The following is a 19097-nucleotide window of genomic DNA, read 5'->3' as shown; positions in this document are numbered from 1 at the left end:
AGAACTGCATCACATCCATTCACTTCTGATGGGTTGAAAAACATGGACTGGAGCGACGTGAAGATCTTCCTGGCGGTGGCCAGGGCCGGTTCGCTGGGCGGCGCCGCGCGCCTCACCGGCCAGTCGCAGCCGACCATGGGGCGCCGGCTGCGCGTGCTCGAGCGCGAGGTCGGGCAGGCGCTGTTCCAGCGCGGCAAGGACGGCTTCGTGCTGACCGACGAAGGGGCCTCGGTGCTCGCGCATTCGGAACGGATGGAAGAGGAGGCGCTGGCCTTCGAGCGCCGGCTGGCCGGCCAGGCGCAGCAGCTCGAGGGCCTGCTGCGCGTGTCGTCGTCGGACTGGTTCGGCGTGCACATCCTCACGCCCGTGTTCGCGGAGTTCGTGCAACAGCACCCGCTGGTCAACATCGAGCTGATCACCGATGCACGCCTGTTCAGCCTGGCGCGCCGCGAGGCGGACCTCGTGTTCCGCATCCAGCCCTTCGACGAAGCGGACGTGGTGCAGCGCAAGGCCGTGCACGTCGCCTACCGCGTCTACCGCGCGAAGGGCACGGCGCATCCCGTGCGAAGCGATGGCCAGGGCGTGCCGCTGATCACGCTCGACAGCGCGTACCAGGACTTCCCCGACGCGGCCTGGCTGCGCAAGAAGCTGCCGAAGGCGCGCGTGGCCTTCGGCAGCAACAGCCGCGAGGCGCAGGCCCGGATGTGCGCCGCGGGCGTGGGCCTGGCCGTGCTGCCCGCGCCATTGGGCGATGCCTGCACGGCGCTCGAGGTCGTCGATCTCGGCGGACTGCCGCCGGGGCGCGACGTCTGGGTCGGGTTCCACCGCGACCTGCGCCGGCTCGGGCGGCTGCGGGCCCTGGTCGACGCGACCGTCGAGCGTCTTTCCGCGAGCTAGAAAACCATCCCGCCCGCGACGTCGATGGTGCAGCCCGTGACCCAGCCCGCATCCTCGGAGACGGCGAAGGACACCGCTGCGGCGATGTCCCGGGGCTGGCCGGCGCGGCCCAGCGGCGTCTTCGGCACGAAGTGGGCCGAATAGGCCTCGGCACCGGCCGCGTTGCCCTCGGTGAGGACGAAGCCGGGCGCGATGCCCACCACGCGGATGTGGCGCGGACCGAGTTCCATGCCGAGGCTGCGGGTCAGCACGTCGACGGCGCCCTTGGTCGCGCAATAGACGTGCGCCTGCGGCGAGGGGCTGGTGGACACGCCCGAGCTGATGTTGACCACCGTGCCGCCGCTGGGCAGCACGCGCGCGGCGGCCTGCGTCATCAGCAGCAGGCCGCGCACGTTCAGGTCGAAGTGCTCGGCGATGCTCTCGGGCGTGATCGTGTCGAGCGAATCGAGCCGGTAGGTGCCGGCGTTGTTCACGAGGATGTCGAGCCTGCCGAAGCGCGCCAGCGTGGCATCGACCAGCGACTGGATCTGCTCCGGCCGGGAGATGTCGGCCTGCACCGCCACGGCCTGGCCGCCCGCGGCGCTGATCCGGTCGACCACGGCGGCCGCTTCCTTCTCGCTGCGCGCGTAGTTGACGACGACGCTGGCGCCGTCGCGCGCGAGGCGCTCGGCGATGCCCGCGCCGATGCCCTTCGAGGAGCCGGTGACGATGGCGACCTTGCCTGCGAGATGGGTCATGGTGAATCCTTTGAATGGTGAAGCGTTGGACCCGACGATAGGCCGCCGATTGCTGAATTGAAATATGGATCGGGTCGATGCGGTTTGAAGTCGAGCTTCATAATGAAGCGATGGCTCCCGACCTCATCCCCTTCATCGCGGTCTTCGCCCGCGTCGCGCATCACGGCAGCTTCACGCGCGCCGCGGCCGAACTCGGCGTGTCGCCCTCGGCGCTGTCGCAGACGCTGCGCTCGCTCGAGAAGCGGCTCGGCGTGCGGTTGCTCGACCGCTCCACGCGGCGCGTCAGCGTCACCGAGATCGGCCAGAGCTTCCTGCAGGATGCGGCGCCCGCGCTCGCGGCATTGTCGGCCGCCGTGGAGCGCGTCAACGAGGTGCGCGAGAAGCCGGCCGGCCTGCTGCGCATCAACCTCTCGCGCGTCGCGTTCGAGCTGCTGCTGCTGCCGCACCTGGCCGCGTTCGCGCAGGCCTATCCGGACATCAGGCTCGAGCTGCATTGCGACAACGCGCTGGTCGACCTCATCGGCAGCGGCTTCGACGCGGGCATCCGGCTCGGCGAGAACCTCGCGCAGGAAGTCGTCGCCGTGCCGCTCGGTGGCCCGCATCGCATCGCGACCATCGCGGCGCCGAGCTACCTGAAGGGACGCGCGGCGCCGCGCACGCCCGAGGAGCTGAGCCAGCACCGCTGCATCAACATCCGCCTGAGCAACAGCGTCTACCGCTGGGAGTATTCGAACAAGGGCCGCGACTTCGAGGTGGAGGTCGATGCCGCCATCCTCACCAACGACGGCGACGTGCTGCTGAGCGCCGCGCGCGCCGGCGCCGGCATCGCCTGCGTGTTCGAGGCCCAGGTGCACGACGACCTCGCGAGCGGCCGGCTCGTGCCCCTGCTCAAGCCGTGGTGGCCCAGCTTCCCGGGCTTCCACCTCTATCACGCCAGCCGCATGCACGTGCCGCGCAAGCTGCGCGCCTTCATCGACTTCATGCAGCAGCGCACGGGCCCGCGGCGGCGCTGATCAGCGCGGCGTGGCGAGCGAGCGCAGGTAGGCGATCAGGTCGGCGCGGTCCTGCGCGCCGGGCACGTTCAGCGGCATGGTGGTGCCGGGCACCGCCTTGGTCGGCGCCGCGAGAAAGGCCTCGAGGCCCTGCACGTCCCAGGGCCGGGTCGAGGCCGCCATGCCCGGCGAATAGCGAAAGCCCTCGGCCTTGCCCGCGACGCGGCCGAAGGCGCCGTCGAGATGCGGGCCGATGCCGTTCTTTCCGGTGACCGAGTGGCAGGCGGCGCAGCGCGCGAAGGTGGTCTTGCCGCGCGCCAGGTCGCCGGCGCCGGGGTCGACGGTCTGCGCCTGCGCCGCGCCGATCCCTCCAAGGGCCGCCAGGCAGGCGGCAATCAGCTTCGGTCCGAGCTCGTTCGTTGTCATCGTGGATTTCCAATCGTGGGTGGCGCGGCGCTTCATGCCCGCTTGAGTTCTTCCGCGGCGAACGGCAGCCGGCGGATGCGTTTGCCGGTGGCCGCGAACACGGCATTGAGGACCGAGGGCGTGGTCAGCACGGTGCCGACCTCGCCGATGCCGCCCGGCGTTTCGGTGCTCGGCACCAGGTGCGTCTCGATGACGGGCATCTCGTCCATGCGCAGCACGCGGTAGGTGTCGAAGTTGGCCTGCTCGACGCGCCCGTCCTTGATCGAGATGTTTCCGTAGAGCACCGCCGACAGCCCGAAGGCCGTGCCGCCCTGCATCTGCGCGACCACGGTGCCGGGGCTGATGAGGCGTCCGCAGTCCACCGCGATCACCACGCGATCGACGCGCACCGCGCCGTCGGCATCGACGCTCACCTCCGTCACCTGGGCCGCGTAGCTGCCGAAGCAGAAGGTCAGCGCGACGCCGCGACCCTTGCCGGCCGGCAGGGCACCGCCCCAGCCGGACTTCCGCGCCACCAGTTCGAGCACGTGGCGCGCGCGCGGATGCTTCTCGAGCAGCTCGTGCCGGTAGGCGATGGCATCGCTGCCCGCCAGGTGCGCGAGCTCGTCGACGAAGCATTCGACCGGGAAGGCGTTCTGCATGTGGCCGACGCCGCGCCAGAAGGCGGTGGTGATGCCCGCTGGCGGTTCCTCGCGCACATACTCGACCAACACGTTCGCGAAGCCATAGGGGCCTGCGGCGTCGCGGATGGCATCGCCGTCGAGCTCGTTCTGGAACCGCGCCGGTGCCCAGCGCGCGAGGATCGAGGAGGCGGTCACGCGGTGATGCCATGCCACCGGCCGGCCGCGCGCATCGAGCGCGGCGCTGAGCCGGTTGTAGTGGTAGGGGCGGAAGGTGCTGTGCCGCGTGTCCTCCTCGCGCGTCCACACGACCTTGACGGGGCCATTCACCTGTTTCGCGATCTTCACGGCCTGGATCACGAAGTCGATGTCGAGCCGCCGGCCGAAGCCGCCGCCGAGCAGGTGGTTGTGCACTTCGACGCGCTCGATCGGCAGGCCCGTGAGTTCGGCCGCGGCGGCCTGCGCGCGCGCCGGCACCTGCGTGCCGACCCAGAGCTCGCAGGCGTCGGGCCGCACGTGCACGGTGCAGTTCACCGGCTCCATCGGCGCATGCGCGAGCAGGGGCTGCTGGTAGACCGCGTCCACCGTGCGCGCGGCGCCGCGCGCGGCCGCCACCGTGTCGCCGTCCTTGCGCGCCACGGCGCCGGAGCGCGACGAGGCGTTGGCCAGCGCGGCGATCAGCTTCTCGGTCGAGTAATCCGCGTTGGCGCCTTCGTCCCAGCGGATCTCGAGCGCGGCCAGGCCCTTGCGCGCCGCACCCATGTGGTCGGCCACCACCGCGACCGCGTTGTCGATGCACACGACCTGCCGCACGCCCTTGATCGCTCTGGCCCGGGTGTCGTCGACCGACGCCAAGCGCCCGCCGATCACCGGGCAGTGGGCGATCGCGGCGATGCGCATGCCCGCGACGCTGGCATCGAGGCCATAGCGCGCGCGGCCGTTGACCTTGTCGGGTCCGTCCAGGCGCAGCAGCGGCTGGCCGATCCGCTTCAGCGTCGCCAGGTCCTTGAGCGGCACCTCGGCGGGCACGGGCAGGCCCGCGGCCGCATGGGCGAGCTGCCCATAGGCGAGCTTCCTGCGCGTGGGCACATGCTCCACCGCACCGTCGCTGGCGCGGCAGGTCGAAGGGTCGACCTTCCACTGGCGCGCGGCCGCTTCGACCAGCAGCAGCCGGGCCGTGGCGCCGGCGCGGCGCATCGGCTCCCAGGTGCTGCGCACCGAGGTCGAGCCGCCCGTGATCTGCCCGCCGGTCAGCGGGTTCGAATAGCGCGTCTCGTCGGCGGGCGCATGTTCGAGGCGAACGCGCCGCGGGTCGATCTCGAGCTCCTCCGCGATCAGCAGCGCGACGGCGGTGTAGATCCCCTGGCCCATCTCCACGCGCGGCATCACCAGCGTGACGAGGCCGTCGGTGCCGATGCGGACCACGGCATTGGGCGCGAAGGCCTCGGGCTGCGCGCCGGCGGCCTTGGCGTCGAGCGGCGGCAGGCTCACAGTGAGCGCCAGCCCGCCGCCGGCGGCCAGCGCCGTGGCGACGAAGGCGCGGCGCGTCAGGCCGTGGGTGGAGGCGGTGTAGGCCATGGGCATGCGGTCGTGCTTCATGTCAGGCCGCCTTGATCGGGATCAGCGTGGCGGCGCGCTGCACCGCGGCCTGGATGCGCACATAGGTGCCGCAGCGGCAGATGTTCCCCGACATGCCGCCCACGATGTCCGCGGGCGTGGGGCGCGGCGTGGCCGCGAGCAGTGCCGTGGCCGACATGATCTGGCCCGACTGGCAGTAGCCGCACTGCACGACGTCCAGTTCCAGCCAGGTCTTCTGCACCGCCTGGCCGACCGCCGTCGCGCCGATGCCTTCGATGGTGGTGATGCGCTGCGCGCCCACCGACTCGACGGGCGTGATGCACGAGCGGATCGCGACGCCGTCCTGGTGCACGGTGCAGGCGCCGCACAGGCCGGCACCGCAGCCGAACTTGGTGCCGTACAGGCCCAGCACGTCGCGCAGCACCCAGAGCAGGGGCGTGTCGCCGTCGACATCGACCTCGCGCGAGCTGCCGTTGATGTGGAGTGTGAAGGGCATGGTGCGGTCCGTGGGCATGTTGGGGTGCGCAAAGTCTAGGGACGCGCATCGCCGGCACACAGGCCCGAAGTCGCGAAGGCCTTTGAAGCCAAACTGAACAATCGGCCGCCGGACGCCGGTCCGTTCGACCCCGCGTCGAGCGCACGCGAATAGCGCGAAAGCGCTCGGCCCCGACCGCTCGAAAACCCTTGGCATCGATCTTGCGGAACCGCGCCAGAATCCAGTCTCGTTTTTGATCCTGGTTTCTTTAATGGTGCTTTTTTATCGGATGTGCCAAGTTTTCGAGGCGATACGCCTCATGGCGGTGCACCCGTGCCAGAGCCACCTGTCCGTCGTTCGGGCGTGCCGCGAAGGGGCGCTCGGCGTTCCCTCGAGCCTTGAGAAGTGAGCCACCCATGAAGAGTCTTGTAGTTGCCGCCGTCGCGCTGTCGACGGCCTGTTGCGCCTGTGCGCAGAGCAGTGTGTCGGTGCAGGGATTGATCGACGAATACGCGGGATCGATGCGTTACGCGGGCGACCTCGGCCGCACCAAGGTCCTTGGAAGTGGAGGCATGACCACCTCGTTCTTCGGCTTCGCCGGTACCGAGGACCTGGGCGGCGGGCTGCGGGCCTACTTCGCGCTCAACTCCTTCTTTCGCGCCGATACCGGCAAATCGGGCCGCTTCGACGGCGACCCCTACTTCGCGCGCGATGCCAACGTCGGTATCGCCGGTGCGTACGGCAGCCTTCAGCTCGGGCGCGCCGCGGCGCCGAACTTCATCCCGACCGTGCTGGTGAACCCCTTCGGCAACTCCTTCGCGTTCTCGCCGCTGGTGCTGCATGCCAACGTCAACACCGCGCGCTGGCTGTACCGCACCTCGCCGTCCGACACCGGCTGGAGCAACCAGCTCATCTACAGCACACCGAGCTTCGGCGGCCTGCGCGTGAACCTGCACTACCAGTTCGGCGAGCAGTCCAGCGACACCGGCTACAAGGGCAAGAACAACACCGGCATCAGCGCGACCTACGTCAGCGGGCCGCTCACGGTGGCCGGCTTCTACGAGCGCGACCAGATCTCCAACCCGGTCAACCCGGGCGTCATCACGGCCACGGTCGCCGGCGCGGTGGTGCCCACCACGCGCAAGGACTGGATGCTGGGCGGGGCCTACGACTTCGGCCTTCTCAAGGCCTATGCGAGCTACGGCCGGTCGAAGGCCGACGCGACCGGCTATCGCGGGACCACGAGTTCCCTCGGTGCCAGCGTGCCGGTCGGGTCGACCGCGGGTCAGATCCTCGCGGCCGTCGCGAGGACGAAGATCGCCGGCTCCTACGACGGCACCCGCACGACGGTGAGCCTGGCCTACGATCACTACCTGTCGAAGCGAACCGACGTCTATGCCGTCCTCATGCGCGATCGCGCGACCGCCATGGCGGGCGGCAACAGCTTCGGCGTCGGCATCCGCCACCGCTTCTAGCGGCCGCGCGAGCCGACGCCAGGCTCGATCCCCCGGTTTCCCTCGTTCCTTTCATCCATCCACAGAGACAACCCCGGTGAACTTTTTCTTGATCGATATCTTTTTTGATACTAGTATCGCAAATGAGCGAAACGGACTCCATGCCGAGACCGTTTCCATGGCCCATCCATCCGCCGGCGCCGGGCTTTCCGCGTCGAACCAGGAGTCCTGACGTGTCATCCACCCCAGATTCGACCGCCTCCGCGCCACGCGACGACGCCGTCTCGGGCTACGCCTGGAAGGCGCTGGCCGGTTCCGCCATCGGCTATGCGATGGACGGCTTCGACCTGCTGATCCTGGGCTTCATGCTCACGGCCATCTCGGCCGACCTGCACCTCACGCCGGGCCAGGCCGGCTCGCTGGTGAGCTGGACGCTGGTCGGCGCCGTCGTCGGCGGCATCGTCTTCGGCTCGCTCAGCGATCACTTCGGGCGCATCCGCGTGATGACCTGGACCATCGTCCTGTTCGCGGTCTTCACCGGGCTCTGTGCCTTCGCGCAGGGCTACTGGGACCTGCTGGTCTACCGGACCATCGCGGGCATCGGCCTGGGCGGCGAGTTCGGCATCGGCATGGCGCTGGCGGCCGAGGCCTGGCCCGCCAAGCATCGGGCCCGCGTGTCTTCGTATGTGGCGCTGGGCTGGCAACTGGGCGTGCTGGGCGCCGCCTTGCTCACGCCGCTGCTGATGCCGCACATCGGCTGGCGCGGCATGTTCCTCGTCGGCGTCGTGCCCGCGCTCGTGGCCTGGGTGATCCGCAACAAGCTGCACGAGCCCGAGGTGTTCGTGCGCAAGCCCAAGGTCCGGGGCTCGCGCCTGAGGTCGTTCAAGCTGCTGGTCAAGGATGCGCAGACGACCCGCACCAGCCTGGGCATCGTCGTGCTGTGCGCGGTGCAGAACTTCGGCTACTACGGGATCATGATCTGGATGCCGAGCTTCCTGGCCAACAAGCTCGGCTTCAACCTCACGAAGTCGGCCATGTGGACCTCGGTGACCATCCTCGGGATGATGCTGGGCATCTTCGTCTTCGGCCAGCTGGCCGACCGCATCGGGCGCAAGCCGAGCTTCCTGCTGTTCCAGGCCGGTGCCGTGGCGATGGTGCTGGCGTACTCCCAGCTGTCCGATCCGGTCTCGCTGCTGTGGGTCGGCGCCGTGCTCGGCATGTTCGTCAACGGCATGCTCGGCGGCTACGGCGCGCTGATCTCCGAGGCCTATCCCACGGAAGCACGCGCCACGGCGCAGAACGTGCTGTTCAACCTCGGCCGCGGCATCGGCGGATTCGGCCCGGTGGTGGTCGGCGCGCTGGTCGCGGCCTATTCGTTCCAGATCGCCATCGCGCTGCTCGCCGCGATCTACCTGGTCGACATGGTCGCCACCTACTTCCTCATTCCCGAACTCAAGGGCAAGGAGCTCGAATGATGCTCGCCGCCATCGACCACCAATCGCCCGCGTTCCGGCCCGTGCATCCGCCCGCGCTGCAGGGCGAGGGCGCCTGCTTCCAGCGCAACGCGCAATTCGTGGCCTCGTACCGCTGCGAGGTCGCCGAGCACCGCTGGGTCAACGACCGCTACAGGTACCTGAAGCTCAGCGCGCCGGCCGACCTGGCGGGCGCGACCAGGCCCGGGCAGTTCTACCAGCTCAAGTGCCCGACGACGAACGACCTCCAGCCCTTCCTGCTGCGCCCGATGAGCGTCTACGGCGTGGGGCCGGAGGCGGGCACGATCGAGTTCCTCTACAACGTCACCGGCACCGGAACCCACGCGCTGGCCTCGCTGCCCGTCGGCGGCGCGATGGACATCGTCGGCCCGCTGGGCAACACCTTCACGCTGCCGCCCGGCGACGAACGCATCATGGTCGTCGCGCGCGGCGTCGGCCTGGCGACGATGGCGCCGCTGCTGCAGCAGGCGGCCGGGATGGGCATCGCGATCACGGCGGTGATGTCGGCACGTGCCCCCAAGGACCTGATGCGTGACGAGTTCCTGCGCGGTGCCGAGGCCGACGTGCATTGCGTCTACGACTCCGACGGCAGCTCCTCGGTGGAGGCCATGGACACGCTGGTGCGCCGGCTGCTCGGCGAACGGCACCACGACGCCGTCTACACCTGTGGCTCGCATCGCGTGCTGATGCTGCTGCAACGCATCCTCGCCGACCATCCGGGCACTCGGGGCGAGGTCGCGATGGAACAGCGCATGGCCTGCGGCATGGGCGTGTGCCTGTCCTGCGTCAGGCTGTTCGACCGCGAGGGCGACAAGCAATTCCTGCGCGTCTGCCGCGAAGGTCCCGTGTTTCCCATCGGCGACGTGGTCGGGGAGGTGGAGTTTGGCTGATCTCAACGTCAGGGTCGGCGACGTCGGCCTGCGCAACCCGGTCATGCCGGCCTCGGGCTGCTTCGCCATCGAGTACGCGGAAGCGCTCGACTTCAACCGGCTGGGCGCGCTGGTCATCAAGAGCGTCTCGCCCAAGAGCCGTGCCGGCAACCCGACGCCGCGCGTGGCGGAAACCCGCGGCGGCATGCTCAATGCAATCGGCATTCCGAGCAAGGGCCTGGACTACTACCGCGAGACGGTGCTGCCGCCCTACACGCGCTTCGACACGCCCGTCGTGGTCTCGATCTCGGCGGACACCGTCGACGAGTTCGCCGACGCGGTGGCCGAGATGTCGCTGCCCGAAGTGGCGGTGATCGAGGCCAACATCTCCTGCCCCAACCTCGAAGCCGACGGCATGGCCTTCGCGATGACGCCCGAGACCACCTACAAGGTCGTGAGCGCGATCCGCCGCCGCACCCACCATCCCGTGTGGGCCAAGCTCACGCCCAATGCCTCGCACGTGGCAACGGTGGCGAGGGCCGCGGAAGAGGCCGGTGCCGACGCACTCGTGATGGGCAACACGGTGCTGGCCATGTCGATCGACGTGCGCACCCGCAAGCCCATGCTCGGCAACGTGATGGGCGGCCTGTCGGGGCCGGCCATCAAGCCGATTGCGCTGCGCATGGTGCACCAGTGCTATCGCAGCGTGCGCATCCCGGTCATCGGCTGCGGTGGCATCGCCAGCGCGCACGACGCGGTCGAGTTCATGCTGGCCGGCGCGAGCGCGGTCCAGGTCGGCACGGCCTCCTTCATCGACCCGGGTGCGATGCAGAAGATCATCGATGGCCTGGTCGCGTACTGCGACGAGATGGGCGTGAAGAACATTCGCGACCTCACTGGCCAGGTCAAGCTCGACCGCCAGCTCTCGGACCGCTGGCTGCGCTTCGCGCAGCAGTCGGGCTAGGGGAGGGCAAGGATGATGAGCCTGCCGGGACTTCGCCCCATGGCCGAGAAGCTGTTCTCCGACGTGCGCGAGCTGACCTTCGACGGGGTCGGCGTCACGCGGCAGAGCTACGGCCGTGGCGAATCGGACACCGCCGACTACCTGCGCGCCTTCGCCGCGAGCGAAGGGCTAGAGGTCCGGGCCGACCGGGCCGCGAACCTCGTGTTCGGCCTGCCGCAGACCGCGGCGGCGAGCGCGGTCACCTGGTGCGGATCGCACATCGACTCGGTGCCGCAGGGCGGCAACTTCGACGGCTACGCGGGCGTGGTCGCGGGCCTTCTGTGCCTGGTCGCGCAGAAGGCCGGCGGCACGCCCTACGCGCGCCCGCTCGAGGTGGTCGCGTTTCGCGGCGAGGAGAGCGCCTGGTTCGGCAAGGCCTACATGGGCTCGGGCGCGCTGTTCGGCAAGGTCAGCGAGAGCGACCTCGCGCTCAAGCAGCGCACCACCGGCGAATCGATGGAGGCCTGCATGCGGCGCTGCGGCGCCGACGTGGAGGCGATCCGCGCGCAGCAGCCGCTGCTCGACAAGGCGCGCATCAAGGCCTACCTCGAGCTGCACATCGAGCAGGGGCCGGTGATGGTCGCGCGCCAGCTTCCGCTGGCCGTGGTCTCGGGCATCCGCGGCAACGTGCGGCACAACCGCGTGGTCTGCCATGGCGACGCGCAGCATTCGGGCGTGGTGCCGCGCTGGCTGCGCCACGACGCCATGTTCGCGGTGGCCGACCTGATCATGCGCATCGACGAGCACTGGCGCGTGCTGCTGGAGCGCGGCACCGACCTGGTCGTGACCACGGGCATCGTCAGCACCGACCCGGCCGAGCATTCGATCTCGCGCATTCCGGGGCAGGTGAGCTTCAGCCTCGAGGCGCGCAGCAAGAGCACGGACACGCTCGAGGCCTTCTACCAGCTGGTGCGCGCCGAATGCGGCTCGATCGAGCGCGAGCGCGGCGTGCGCTTCGAATTCGATCGGCGCCTGCTCAGCGATCCCGCGACCATGAACGAGAAGCTCTGCGGCGTGCTGTCCGAGGCCTGCGCCGCGCAGCAGGCGGCGTTCGAGCTCATTCCCAGCGGAGCGGGGCACGACGCCTCGTTGTTCGCCAATGCCGGCATCCCGAGCGGCATGCTGTTCGTGCGGAACCAGAACGGTTCGCACAACCCGCACGAAGCGATGGACATCGAGGATTTCATGCTCGGCGTCGGCGCGATGGATGCGGCCTTCGCTCGATTGAAGTGAGCTTGTTCATGACCCCCCGCATCACCCTGCGCCGCCCCGACGACTGGCACCTGCATCTGCGCGATGGCGCCATGCTGCAGACGGTGCTGCCCTACAGCGCCGCGCAGTTCGGCCGCGCCATCGTCATGCCGAACCTCAAGATCCCCGTGACGACCACCGCGCTCGCGCGGGCCTACCGCGAGCGGATCGTGGCGGCCCTGCCTCCCGGCGCCGACTTCGTGCCGCTGATGACGGTCTACCTGTGCGACGGCATGTCCGCCGACGACCTGTGCCGGGGCTTCGAGGACGGCGTGCTGACCGCGGCGAAGCTGTATCCGGCCGGCGCGACCACGCATTCCGAGCATGGCGTCACGTCGATCGCGAAGGTGGCGCCGGTGCTCGAGACGATGCAGGCCATCGGCATGCCGCTCTTGCTGCACGGCGAGAGCACCGATCCGGCCGTCGACGTCTTCGACCGCGAGGCGGTGTTCATCGAATCGACGCTGCGTCCGCTGCTGCGCGACTTTCCCGCGCTCAAGGTGGTGCTGGAGCACATCACGACCGAGGAGGCCGCGGACTTCGTCAGGGCCGATGCGAGCGGGCGCCTCGCGGCGACGATCACGCCCCAGCACCTGATGTTCAACCGCAACGCGATCTTCACGGGCGGCATCCGGCCGCATTTCTACTGCCTGCCGGTGCTCAAGCGCGAACGCCATCGGCTGGCGCTGCGCAAGGCGGCGACCTCGGGCGATGCGCGCTTCTTCCTCGGGACCGACTCCGCGCCGCACCTTCGCACGCTGAAGGAAGCGGGTTGCGGCTGCGCCGGCATCTTCAATGCGCCGGTCGCGCTGCAGAGCTACTGCACAGTGTTCGAGGAGGAGGGCGCGCTCGACAAGCTGGAGGCCTTCGCGAGCCTCAACGGTCCGCGCTTCTATGGCCTCGCACCCAACGAGGCGAGCGTGACGCTGGAGCGCTCGTCCTGGGAGGTGCCGCAGGACGTGGAACTCGCGGCCGGCGACGCGCTCCATCCCTTCCTCGCCGGCAGCCGCCTGCCATGGGCCCTGCGGGATGCGCCCGTGCCCGAGCCGGTCGCGGCGTGAGTTCCCGCACCGCCTCGCGCCTCGCCGGTGACCGCGGATGTCGAAACTCGCCTATAGTTTCTTTTTCGATCCATAAAGTGGAAAACGAGATGGAAGCTGCGAATTCGACCTTCAAGTCATCGATCGACTACGTGGCGCTGGGCAACCGCCTGCGTGCCTACCGGGTGGGCGCCTCGCTGCTGGCCGAGGACGTGGCCGAGCGGCTGGGCATCTCGCGCGCGGTCGTGTACCGGCTCGAGAAGGGCGAGATCGTCAAGATCGAGACGCTCGAGCGCCTGGCCCACCTGCTCGACACCACGCTGGCGTCGCTGCTCGGCGTGGAGGTGGAGTACTACTCGACCGCGCTGGGCCTGTTCGAGCGCATGCGCCAGCTCGAGGAGTCGTCCGACCGCATCCTCGCGCACTTCGAGCCCATCTCGCTGCTGCTGACCTCGGAGGACTACCTGCCGACCCTGCGCCAGATGCTGATCGAGGCCTCGCCCAAGGGCGCGGGCAAGGGGCCGACCTCGGCCGACATCGACAAGATGCTGCAGATCATGCAGGAGCGCCGGGCCTTCTTCCAGCGCCGGCGGCCGCACATCGTGAGCCTGATCGGGCTGCGCGAGCTCGAGCGCTTCGTCGATACCGGCCTGGTCGGCCGCATCGACCTGCCCGAGAGCGTGCGCACCGAGCGTCGGCTGGCGGCGCGCCGCGAAGTCGAGCGCATCGCCGACCTGATGGAGAGCGAGCCGATCGACGTGCAGATCGGACTCATCGACGACGCCATGCCGACCGCGACCTTCCAGGTGTTCTCCGGCCGGGCCGGCAGCGTGCTGGCCGTGAGCCCGTTCCGGCTCGGCGAGCTGCCCAACGTGCGCAACGGCATCGCGACCGTGACCGCATCGCCCGAGGCGGTGCGCATGTACGAAACCATGATCGGCCGGCTCTGGAAAGCTGCCTACAAGGGCAAGGCGGGTGCGATGCACCTGCGCAAATTGCTCGACCGAATTCACTAGCCGAAGGCACGACCGCCATGACCACTGCCCCAGACTCGACTCCGACCCGCCTCGATGTCGCCGCCCGGCTGCTCGATGCCGGCTGCGTGACCTTGCGCACCGACGAGCCCTTCCGGCTTCCCTCGGGATGGGCGACGCCGGTCTACATGGATTGCCGGCGGCTCGTTTCCTTTCCCGAGGCGCGCCGCGCGCTCGTGGGCCATGCCATCGAGCTGCTGAAAGCCGATGGCTGCCTGGCCGGCGTCGGCTCGATCGCGGGCGGCGAGTCCAGCGGCATCGCGCTGGCGGCCTGGATCGCGGATGCGCTGGACCTGCCGATGCAGTACGTCCGCAAGCGCGCGATCGGCGCCCGCCAGGTCGAGGGCGTGGTGCGCGCCGGCGCGCGCGCGCTGCTGGTCGACGACATGATGGCGGCCGGCGCATCGAAGGCCAAATTCGCGCGGGCGCTGCGCGCCGCGGGTGCCGAGGTCGGCGATGTGCTGGTGCTGTTCGACTACGGCATGTTCGGCGCCGGCCGTACGCTGGCCGCGCTGGGGCTCGAGGTCCATGCGCTGGCGAACTGGCACGACATCCGCGCGGTCGCGGCGCAGCGAGGCAGTTTCGGCCGCGAGGTGATCGCCGAGTTCGACGATTTCCTGCGCGATCCGGTCGCCTGGTCCGAGGCGCACGGCGGCAAGGGTTTCATCACTGAGCACATCGAAGGCAACACACCATGAACTTCCAGGAAATCAGCACCCGCTTCGAGAACGACCTGTCGGGCTCCGACGCCTTCAAGCTGCTGTACCGCGGCGCCTTCGACCTCATGAAGTCGGACCTCGACAACGCGGGCCTCTACTTCGTCATCGGCGTGGCGGCGCAGGCCTTCGTCCAAAAGTACGAGGACCAGGGCATCACGGTGGAATTCGCCGACAACGCCAAGGCCACGATGGTGGCCCTGAACACCCGCATCCTGGCCGCGTTGGCCGCCGAGCCCGCGCAGCGTTTGCGGATCCTCGGCGAGGTCGCGACCGAGTACGAGTGGAACGTCACGGCGTTCTGAACGCGCTGCGCCGGTCACGGCGCGTGCGCGCGCCATGACCGATTCGCTCAGAGATCGAGGACGAGCCGCGCGGAACAGCTGCGCGACACGCACGGCAGCATCAGCGTCCCCGACGCCTTCTCGGGCTCGGTGAGAAAGGAATCGCGATGCTCGGGTTGGCCCTCGAGCACCGTGGTCATGCAGGTGCCGCAATGGCCTTCCTCGCACGAGGTCTCGATGTGCACGCCGTGGGCGCGCAGCACCTCGACGATGCTCCGGCCCGCTTCCACTTGTGCCGAGATGCCCGAGGCGGCGGCGCAGACCTCGAACGCGGCCTGCGCCGCCGATGCAGCGGCGGGCGTCGAACCCGCGCCGAAATACTCGAAGCGGACCTGGTCGGCCGGCCAGTTCGCCGCGGCCTGCCGCACGAGCTCCATGAAGGGGCGCGGTCCGCACAGGTAGAGGTACTTGCCCGGCACCGGATCGCCGACGATCGATGCCAGCAGCTCGGGCAGCGCGTCGGGACCGTAACCCTGGTGGTGCCTCACGGAAGGGGCCAGGGCCGCGTCCTCGAGATGCCGGCGGAAGGCGACGTGTTCCGCCGACTGCGCGAAGTAGTGCAGCTCGAGCGCTCTTCCGGCAGCGCCCAGGTGCGAGGCCATGCACAGCAGCGGCGTGATCCCGATGCCGCCCGCGACGAGGATGAAGCGCTCGCCGTCCGGCGCGAGCGGGAAGTGATTTCTCGGCGCGCCGATGTTGAGGACGTCGCCTTCGTTCACGGCCTCGTGCATGAACCGGGAGCCGCCGCGTGAGCGCGGATCGCGCTTCACGCCGATGACGTAGCGCCCCTCGCCATGCGGCGCGCACAGCGAGTACTGCCGGGTCTCGCCACCGCCCACATCGACGTCGATGTGGGCGCCGGGCTCGTAGGGCGGAAGCGGCTCGGTGCCGATGGCGACCAGCTCGAAGGAACAGATGTCGGTGGCCTCGGGCACCTTGCGTTGGACTTTGACTTGCATGGGTATCGACGGAGTGGGTGGATGGATGGCGTTCGGTTCGGTGTTCAGGCGGCTGGCCCGGCTTCCGCCACGACCTCGCAGATGTAGGAGCGGTGCGGCGCCGAGCCGCTGATCGGGTCGAGATCGCCGTCGTCGACCAGCAGGTTGAAGTTCGAACCCTGTTCGGAAAGCGGTGCGTGCGCGGGCAGGCCCAGCTGCTCGTTGCCCTGCCACCAGCCGTACTGCGCGCAGACCACGCGCGGATCGAGGCTGGCATCGAGCGTGGCCTTGAAGCGCACCGAGCCACTCGGCGAGCGCACGCGCACCCACATGCCGGGCTTGATGCCGCGCGCGGCTGCCGTGGCGGGATTCATGGCCACGAGCGGGTCGGGAGCCTTGCTGCGCAGCGACGCCACCTGCCGGTGCTGGCTGTGGCAGTACTGGGGCAGCTTGGCCGAGGTCAGCACGAGCGGGAAGTCCGAGCTTCCTTCGCGAAGCCGCAGCTTCGGCAACGGCGGCACGTACACCGGCAGCGGCGACTGGCCATGCCGGTGCAGCAGCGCCGAATAGATCTCGACCTTGCCGGTGTCGGTCGCGAAGCGGAAGCCCGCGCCGTGGTGCTTCTGGTAGCGCGTCTCCAGCGGATAGCGGATGCCTTCGGGGTGCTGCCGCAATGCTTCGAGGCCGATCCCCAGCGGCTCGAGCATGTAGCGCATGCCCTCGTCGATGTCGCCGCCCCAGAACCGGTCGGCCAGCCCGAGCCGCTTCGCGAGCTCGAAGACGACCCAGGCGTCGGAGCGGCTGTCGCCGACCGGCGCCACCATCCGCGGTCGCAGCTGCACCAGTTCCTCGGCGCCCTGGTTCACCTCGAAGCCGATGCGCAGCGCCTCGCGTTCCCAGGGCGTGCCGATCGGCAGCACCACGTCGGCGTAGTGCGCGGTCGGGGTCAGCGTCACATCGGCATGCACGAAGAAGTCGAGCTTGCGCAGCGCCTCGGCGCCGCGCAGCGGGTTCGCATGCGCGAGCAGCAGGTTGGCGCCGAAGCCGATCACGCCGCGGATCGCATAAGGCTTCTCTTCGAGGATGGCGCGGTACAGGGTGTCGCTGCCGATGCAGCCCTGCGCGGCCGGGCCGAGCGGAAGCTCGTCGATGCCCACGCATTTCGCGAGCTGCGCCGCCGACAGCAGCTCCTTGCCCGATGCCTTGCGCGCGGGCGGATGCGCGAAGTCCACGTTGCCGCCGGCCGCGTCGAAGCTGCCCGTGAGCGCGTAGAGCAGCGCGATCGCGCGGTCGGTCTGCGTCGCGTTGGTGTGCTGGCCGACGCCCGACCACGCGTAATAGCTGACGGGGCGGTGCGCGAACAGCAGCCGTGCGGTGTCGCGCACCTGCTGCGCGCGAACCCAGCAGAGTTCCTCCGCGCGTTCGGGGGACATGGCCTCGCACAGCTTGGCATAGAGCGCGAAGGCGGGCCGGCATCGAACGGGGCCGGTGGTCGTCTGCAGCGTGATGGCGCCGAAGAGCGCGAGGGTGCCGTCTTGCGAGGCATAGGTGGCCGTACCGGGGTCGTAGGGCACGATGGATTCGCTCGCCTCGTCGAAGGCCACGAGCCGCTCCGAGGCGAGGCCCGTGAGGTCGGCTTCGCGCAGGAACGCGCCCGTGTCCTCGCGCACCAGCAGCGGCCCGTTCGAGTGCCGGCGGATGAAGTCGATGTCGTATTCGCCGTTGCGGATCATCTCGCCGGCGATGGCCAGCGCCAACGCGCCGTCGGAACCCGGCCGCACGCGCAGCCACTGGTGGGCACGCATCGCGAAGCCCGCCTTGCGCGGATCGACCACGACGATCTTCGCGCCGCGCGCGAAGGCTTCCGTCACGCCCGTCGCATGGTCGAGCCAGGTCGCCGACGGGTTGTGGCCCCACAGCACGATGCACTGCGTGTTCGAGAAGTCCGGCGCGCCGATGCCGCGCCCGAAGGTGAAGCCGTGCGCGACGTCCTTGTGCCAGTTGCAGATCTCGGTGCCGCGGCACAGGTTCGGGCTGCCGAAGGCATTGACCAGACGTTCGATCCAGACGATGCCGTCGGACAGTGGCGAGCCGCTCGGCGAAGTGATGGCGAAGGACACCGACTCGGGACCGCTCTCGTCGCGGATGCGCCCGATGCGTTGCGCGACGAGGTCCAGTGCCTCGTCCCACGAGGCCTGGCGCCAGAGCGGATCGGCGGCCTCCTTCGGCGCCGTGCGTATCAGCGGATGCAGCAGCCGCTGCAGATTGGCCACCAGCTCGGGCGCCGCGCGGCCCTTCACGCACAGGGCCTTGCCGGTCGGGTGGGAGGGATTCGCTTCCTGGGCGATCAGCACGCCGTTCTCCACCACGCTGATCGAACCGCAGCGCGAGCGGCAGAGGGCGCAGAAGCCAGGGATTTTTTCGGCCATAGTTCCAGTGCCCAGGCGGAGGTGGAAGTCCGGCCTGGCGCATGATTATATATAAAGTGAAGAAAGTATATATACTTTGAGAAAAGGCGCAACATGAAGGAAAGCAGCTCGCAAGTGGCCGCGGGATCGGTCTACGAGACGCTCCGCTCCGAGATAGCGACGGCCGTGCTCGAACCCGGCGCGCCGCTCAAGCAGGACCACATCGCGGCGCGCTTCGGCGTCAGCCATGTGCCGGTGCGCGAGGCGCTCTCGCGGCTCGTCGCCGCGGGGCTGGCCACGGCCCGGCTCAACAAGGGCACCTCGGTGGCCTTCCTGAGCGCGCGCGAGGCGGTCGAGCTGATCGAGCTGCGCTGGCTGCTCGAAGGGCGGCTCATCGAGCTGGCCGTGCCCCATCTCTCGCGTGCCGACATCGCGCGCGCCACCGGGTTGCTGGACGAGCTCGGCAAGGCCAGGCAGGTCGAGGAGGTGTTCCGCCTCAACCATGAATTTCATGCGAGCCTCTATGCCAGGGCCGACCGGCCGCTGCTGTTGCAGTCGGTCGAGTCCGCGCGGCTCAACCTCGGGCGCTATCTCTACCTGCCGTGGAAGTCGAAGACCAACGTCGATCGCTCCGAGGCCGAGCACAAGAAGCTGCTGCGCCTGTGCCTGGCCGGCGATGCGCAGGGTGCGAAGGCGATGGTGACGGAGCACGTCATCCATACCGGCAAGCTGATCGTGGAGATCATCGAACAGCAGAAGGTGAATGTCGGCATCGACTAGCCCCAGGCGAAGCACGGGCTGTTGCGTTGTGATCGGCGATTC

At 69.3% G+C, this 19097-nt stretch carries 18 protein-coding genes; 12 read left to right on the top strand and 6 right to left on the bottom strand.

Annotated elements, in window-relative coordinates:
- Positions 1-42 precede the first annotated feature (42 nt).
- Positions 43-897 (top strand): LysR family transcriptional regulator, encoded by an 855-nt coding sequence (locus tag AC07PU_RS19385; protein ID WP_495319607.1) that lies wholly within the window; start codon positions 43-45, stop codon positions 895-897.
- Here the strand turns inward: AC07PU_RS19385 and AC07PU_RS19380 are convergent.
- Positions 894-1634, bottom strand: a complete 741-nt coding sequence (locus tag AC07PU_RS19380) for an SDR family NAD(P)-dependent oxidoreductase (RefSeq protein ID WP_495319605.1) — start codon at positions 1632-1634, stop codon at positions 894-896. The two genes, AC07PU_RS19385 and AC07PU_RS19380, sit on opposite strands and share 4 nt — an antisense overlap.
- 110 nt (positions 1635-1744) lie before the next feature.
- Between AC07PU_RS19380 and AC07PU_RS19375 the strand changes: the two genes are divergently transcribed.
- Positions 1745-2647, top strand: coding sequence for a LysR family transcriptional regulator (locus tag AC07PU_RS19375; RefSeq protein ID WP_208514111.1), 903 nt, complete (start codon positions 1745-1747; stop codon positions 2645-2647).
- Here the strand turns inward: AC07PU_RS19375 and AC07PU_RS19370 are convergent, their stop codons facing one another.
- The 3 genes from AC07PU_RS19370 to AC07PU_RS19360 are packed head-to-tail and all read right to left on the bottom strand — an operon-like array spanning position 2648 to position 5746.
- Positions 2648-3052, bottom strand: a complete 405-nt coding sequence (locus AC07PU_RS19370) for a c-type cytochrome (RefSeq protein WP_495319603.1) — start codon at positions 3050-3052, stop codon at positions 2648-2650. It lies immediately after the preceding gene.
- A 32-nt stretch (positions 3053-3084) separates the two neighbouring features.
- Complete coding sequence (locus tag AC07PU_RS19365; protein ID WP_495319601.1) at positions 3085-5271, bottom strand: xanthine dehydrogenase family protein molybdopterin-binding subunit; 2187 nt, start codon at positions 5269-5271, stop codon at positions 3085-3087.
- A 1-nt stretch (position 5272) separates the two neighbouring features.
- Positions 5273-5746, bottom strand: a complete 474-nt coding sequence (locus tag AC07PU_RS19360) for a (2Fe-2S)-binding protein (protein WP_208514113.1) — start codon at positions 5744-5746, stop codon at positions 5273-5275.
- A gap of 395 nt (positions 5747-6141) precedes the next feature.
- Here AC07PU_RS19360 and AC07PU_RS19355 point away from each other — a divergent pair, with 395 nt between their 5' ends.
- The 9 genes from AC07PU_RS19355 (at position 6142) to AC07PU_RS19315 (ending at position 14890) form a co-directional block, all read left to right on the top strand.
- Positions 6142-7200: a porin gene (locus AC07PU_RS19355; protein WP_495319599.1), complete on the top strand. Its 1059-nt coding sequence runs from the start codon at positions 6142-6144 to the stop codon at positions 7198-7200.
- 212 nt (positions 7201-7412) lie between these two features.
- Positions 7413-8654, top strand: a complete 1242-nt coding sequence (locus AC07PU_RS19350; RefSeq protein WP_495319597.1) for an MFS transporter — start codon at positions 7413-7415, stop codon at positions 8652-8654.
- On the top strand, positions 8654-9562 hold the full coding sequence (locus AC07PU_RS19345; RefSeq protein ID WP_495319987.1) for a dihydroorotate dehydrogenase electron transfer subunit: 909 nt from the start codon (positions 8654-8656) through the stop codon (positions 9560-9562). The genes AC07PU_RS19350 and AC07PU_RS19345 overlap by 1 nt, the downstream gene beginning before the upstream one ends.
- Positions 9555-10505, top strand: a complete 951-nt coding sequence (locus AC07PU_RS19340) for a dihydroorotate dehydrogenase (protein ID WP_093345548.1) — start codon at positions 9555-9557, stop codon at positions 10503-10505. Before AC07PU_RS19345 ends, AC07PU_RS19340 begins: the two co-directional genes overlap by 8 nt.
- 15 nt (positions 10506-10520) lie before the next feature.
- A complete protein-coding gene (locus tag AC07PU_RS19335; RefSeq protein ID WP_495319595.1) occupies positions 10521-11777 on the top strand; it encodes a hydantoinase/carbamoylase family amidase in 1257 nt (418 codons plus the stop codon).
- An 8-nt stretch (positions 11778-11785) separates the two neighbouring features.
- A complete protein-coding gene (gene pyrC, locus AC07PU_RS19330; protein ID WP_495319593.1) occupies positions 11786-12856 on the top strand; it encodes a dihydroorotase in 1071 nt (356 codons plus the stop codon).
- An 89-nt stretch (positions 12857-12945) separates the two neighbouring features.
- Positions 12946-13851, top strand: coding sequence for a helix-turn-helix transcriptional regulator (locus tag AC07PU_RS19325; protein ID WP_495319591.1), 906 nt, complete (start codon positions 12946-12948; stop codon positions 13849-13851).
- 17 nt (positions 13852-13868) lie between these two features.
- On the top strand, positions 13869-14567 hold the full coding sequence (locus AC07PU_RS19320; RefSeq protein ID WP_495319589.1) for an orotate phosphoribosyltransferase: 699 nt from the start codon (positions 13869-13871) through the stop codon (positions 14565-14567).
- Entirely contained in the window at positions 14564-14890 is a 327-nt protein-coding gene (locus tag AC07PU_RS19315) for a hypothetical protein (RefSeq protein WP_057590090.1), read from the top strand. The genes AC07PU_RS19320 and AC07PU_RS19315 overlap by 4 nt, the downstream gene beginning before the upstream one ends.
- Positions 14891-14937: 47 nt before the next feature.
- On the opposite strand, the gene AC07PU_RS19310 is transcribed toward AC07PU_RS19315, so the two are convergent.
- Both AC07PU_RS19310 and AC07PU_RS19305 read right to left on the bottom strand, forming a co-directional pair.
- A complete protein-coding gene (locus AC07PU_RS19310; RefSeq protein ID WP_495319587.1) occupies positions 14938-15888 on the bottom strand; it encodes a PDR/VanB family oxidoreductase in 951 nt (316 codons plus the stop codon).
- 44 nt (positions 15889-15932) lie between these two features.
- Positions 15933-18296: a molybdopterin-containing oxidoreductase family protein gene (locus tag AC07PU_RS19305; protein WP_495319585.1), complete on the bottom strand. Its 2364-nt coding sequence runs from the start codon at positions 18294-18296 to the stop codon at positions 15933-15935.
- A gap of 93 nt (positions 18297-18389) precedes the next feature.
- Here AC07PU_RS19305 and AC07PU_RS19300 point away from each other — a divergent pair, with 93 nt between their 5' ends.
- Positions 18390-19055 carry a GntR family transcriptional regulator gene (locus AC07PU_RS19300; protein WP_495319583.1) on the top strand — a complete coding sequence of 222 codons (666 nt, stop codon included), beginning with the start codon at positions 18390-18392 and terminating at the stop codon, positions 19053-19055.
- Positions 19056-19097: the final 42 nt, after the last annotated feature.

Source organism: Variovorax sp. GW821-FHT10D07 (genome assembly GCF_059415325.1).
Note: the sequence above shows the minus strand (reverse complement) of the source record. Positions and strands in the feature narration are given on the sequence as shown.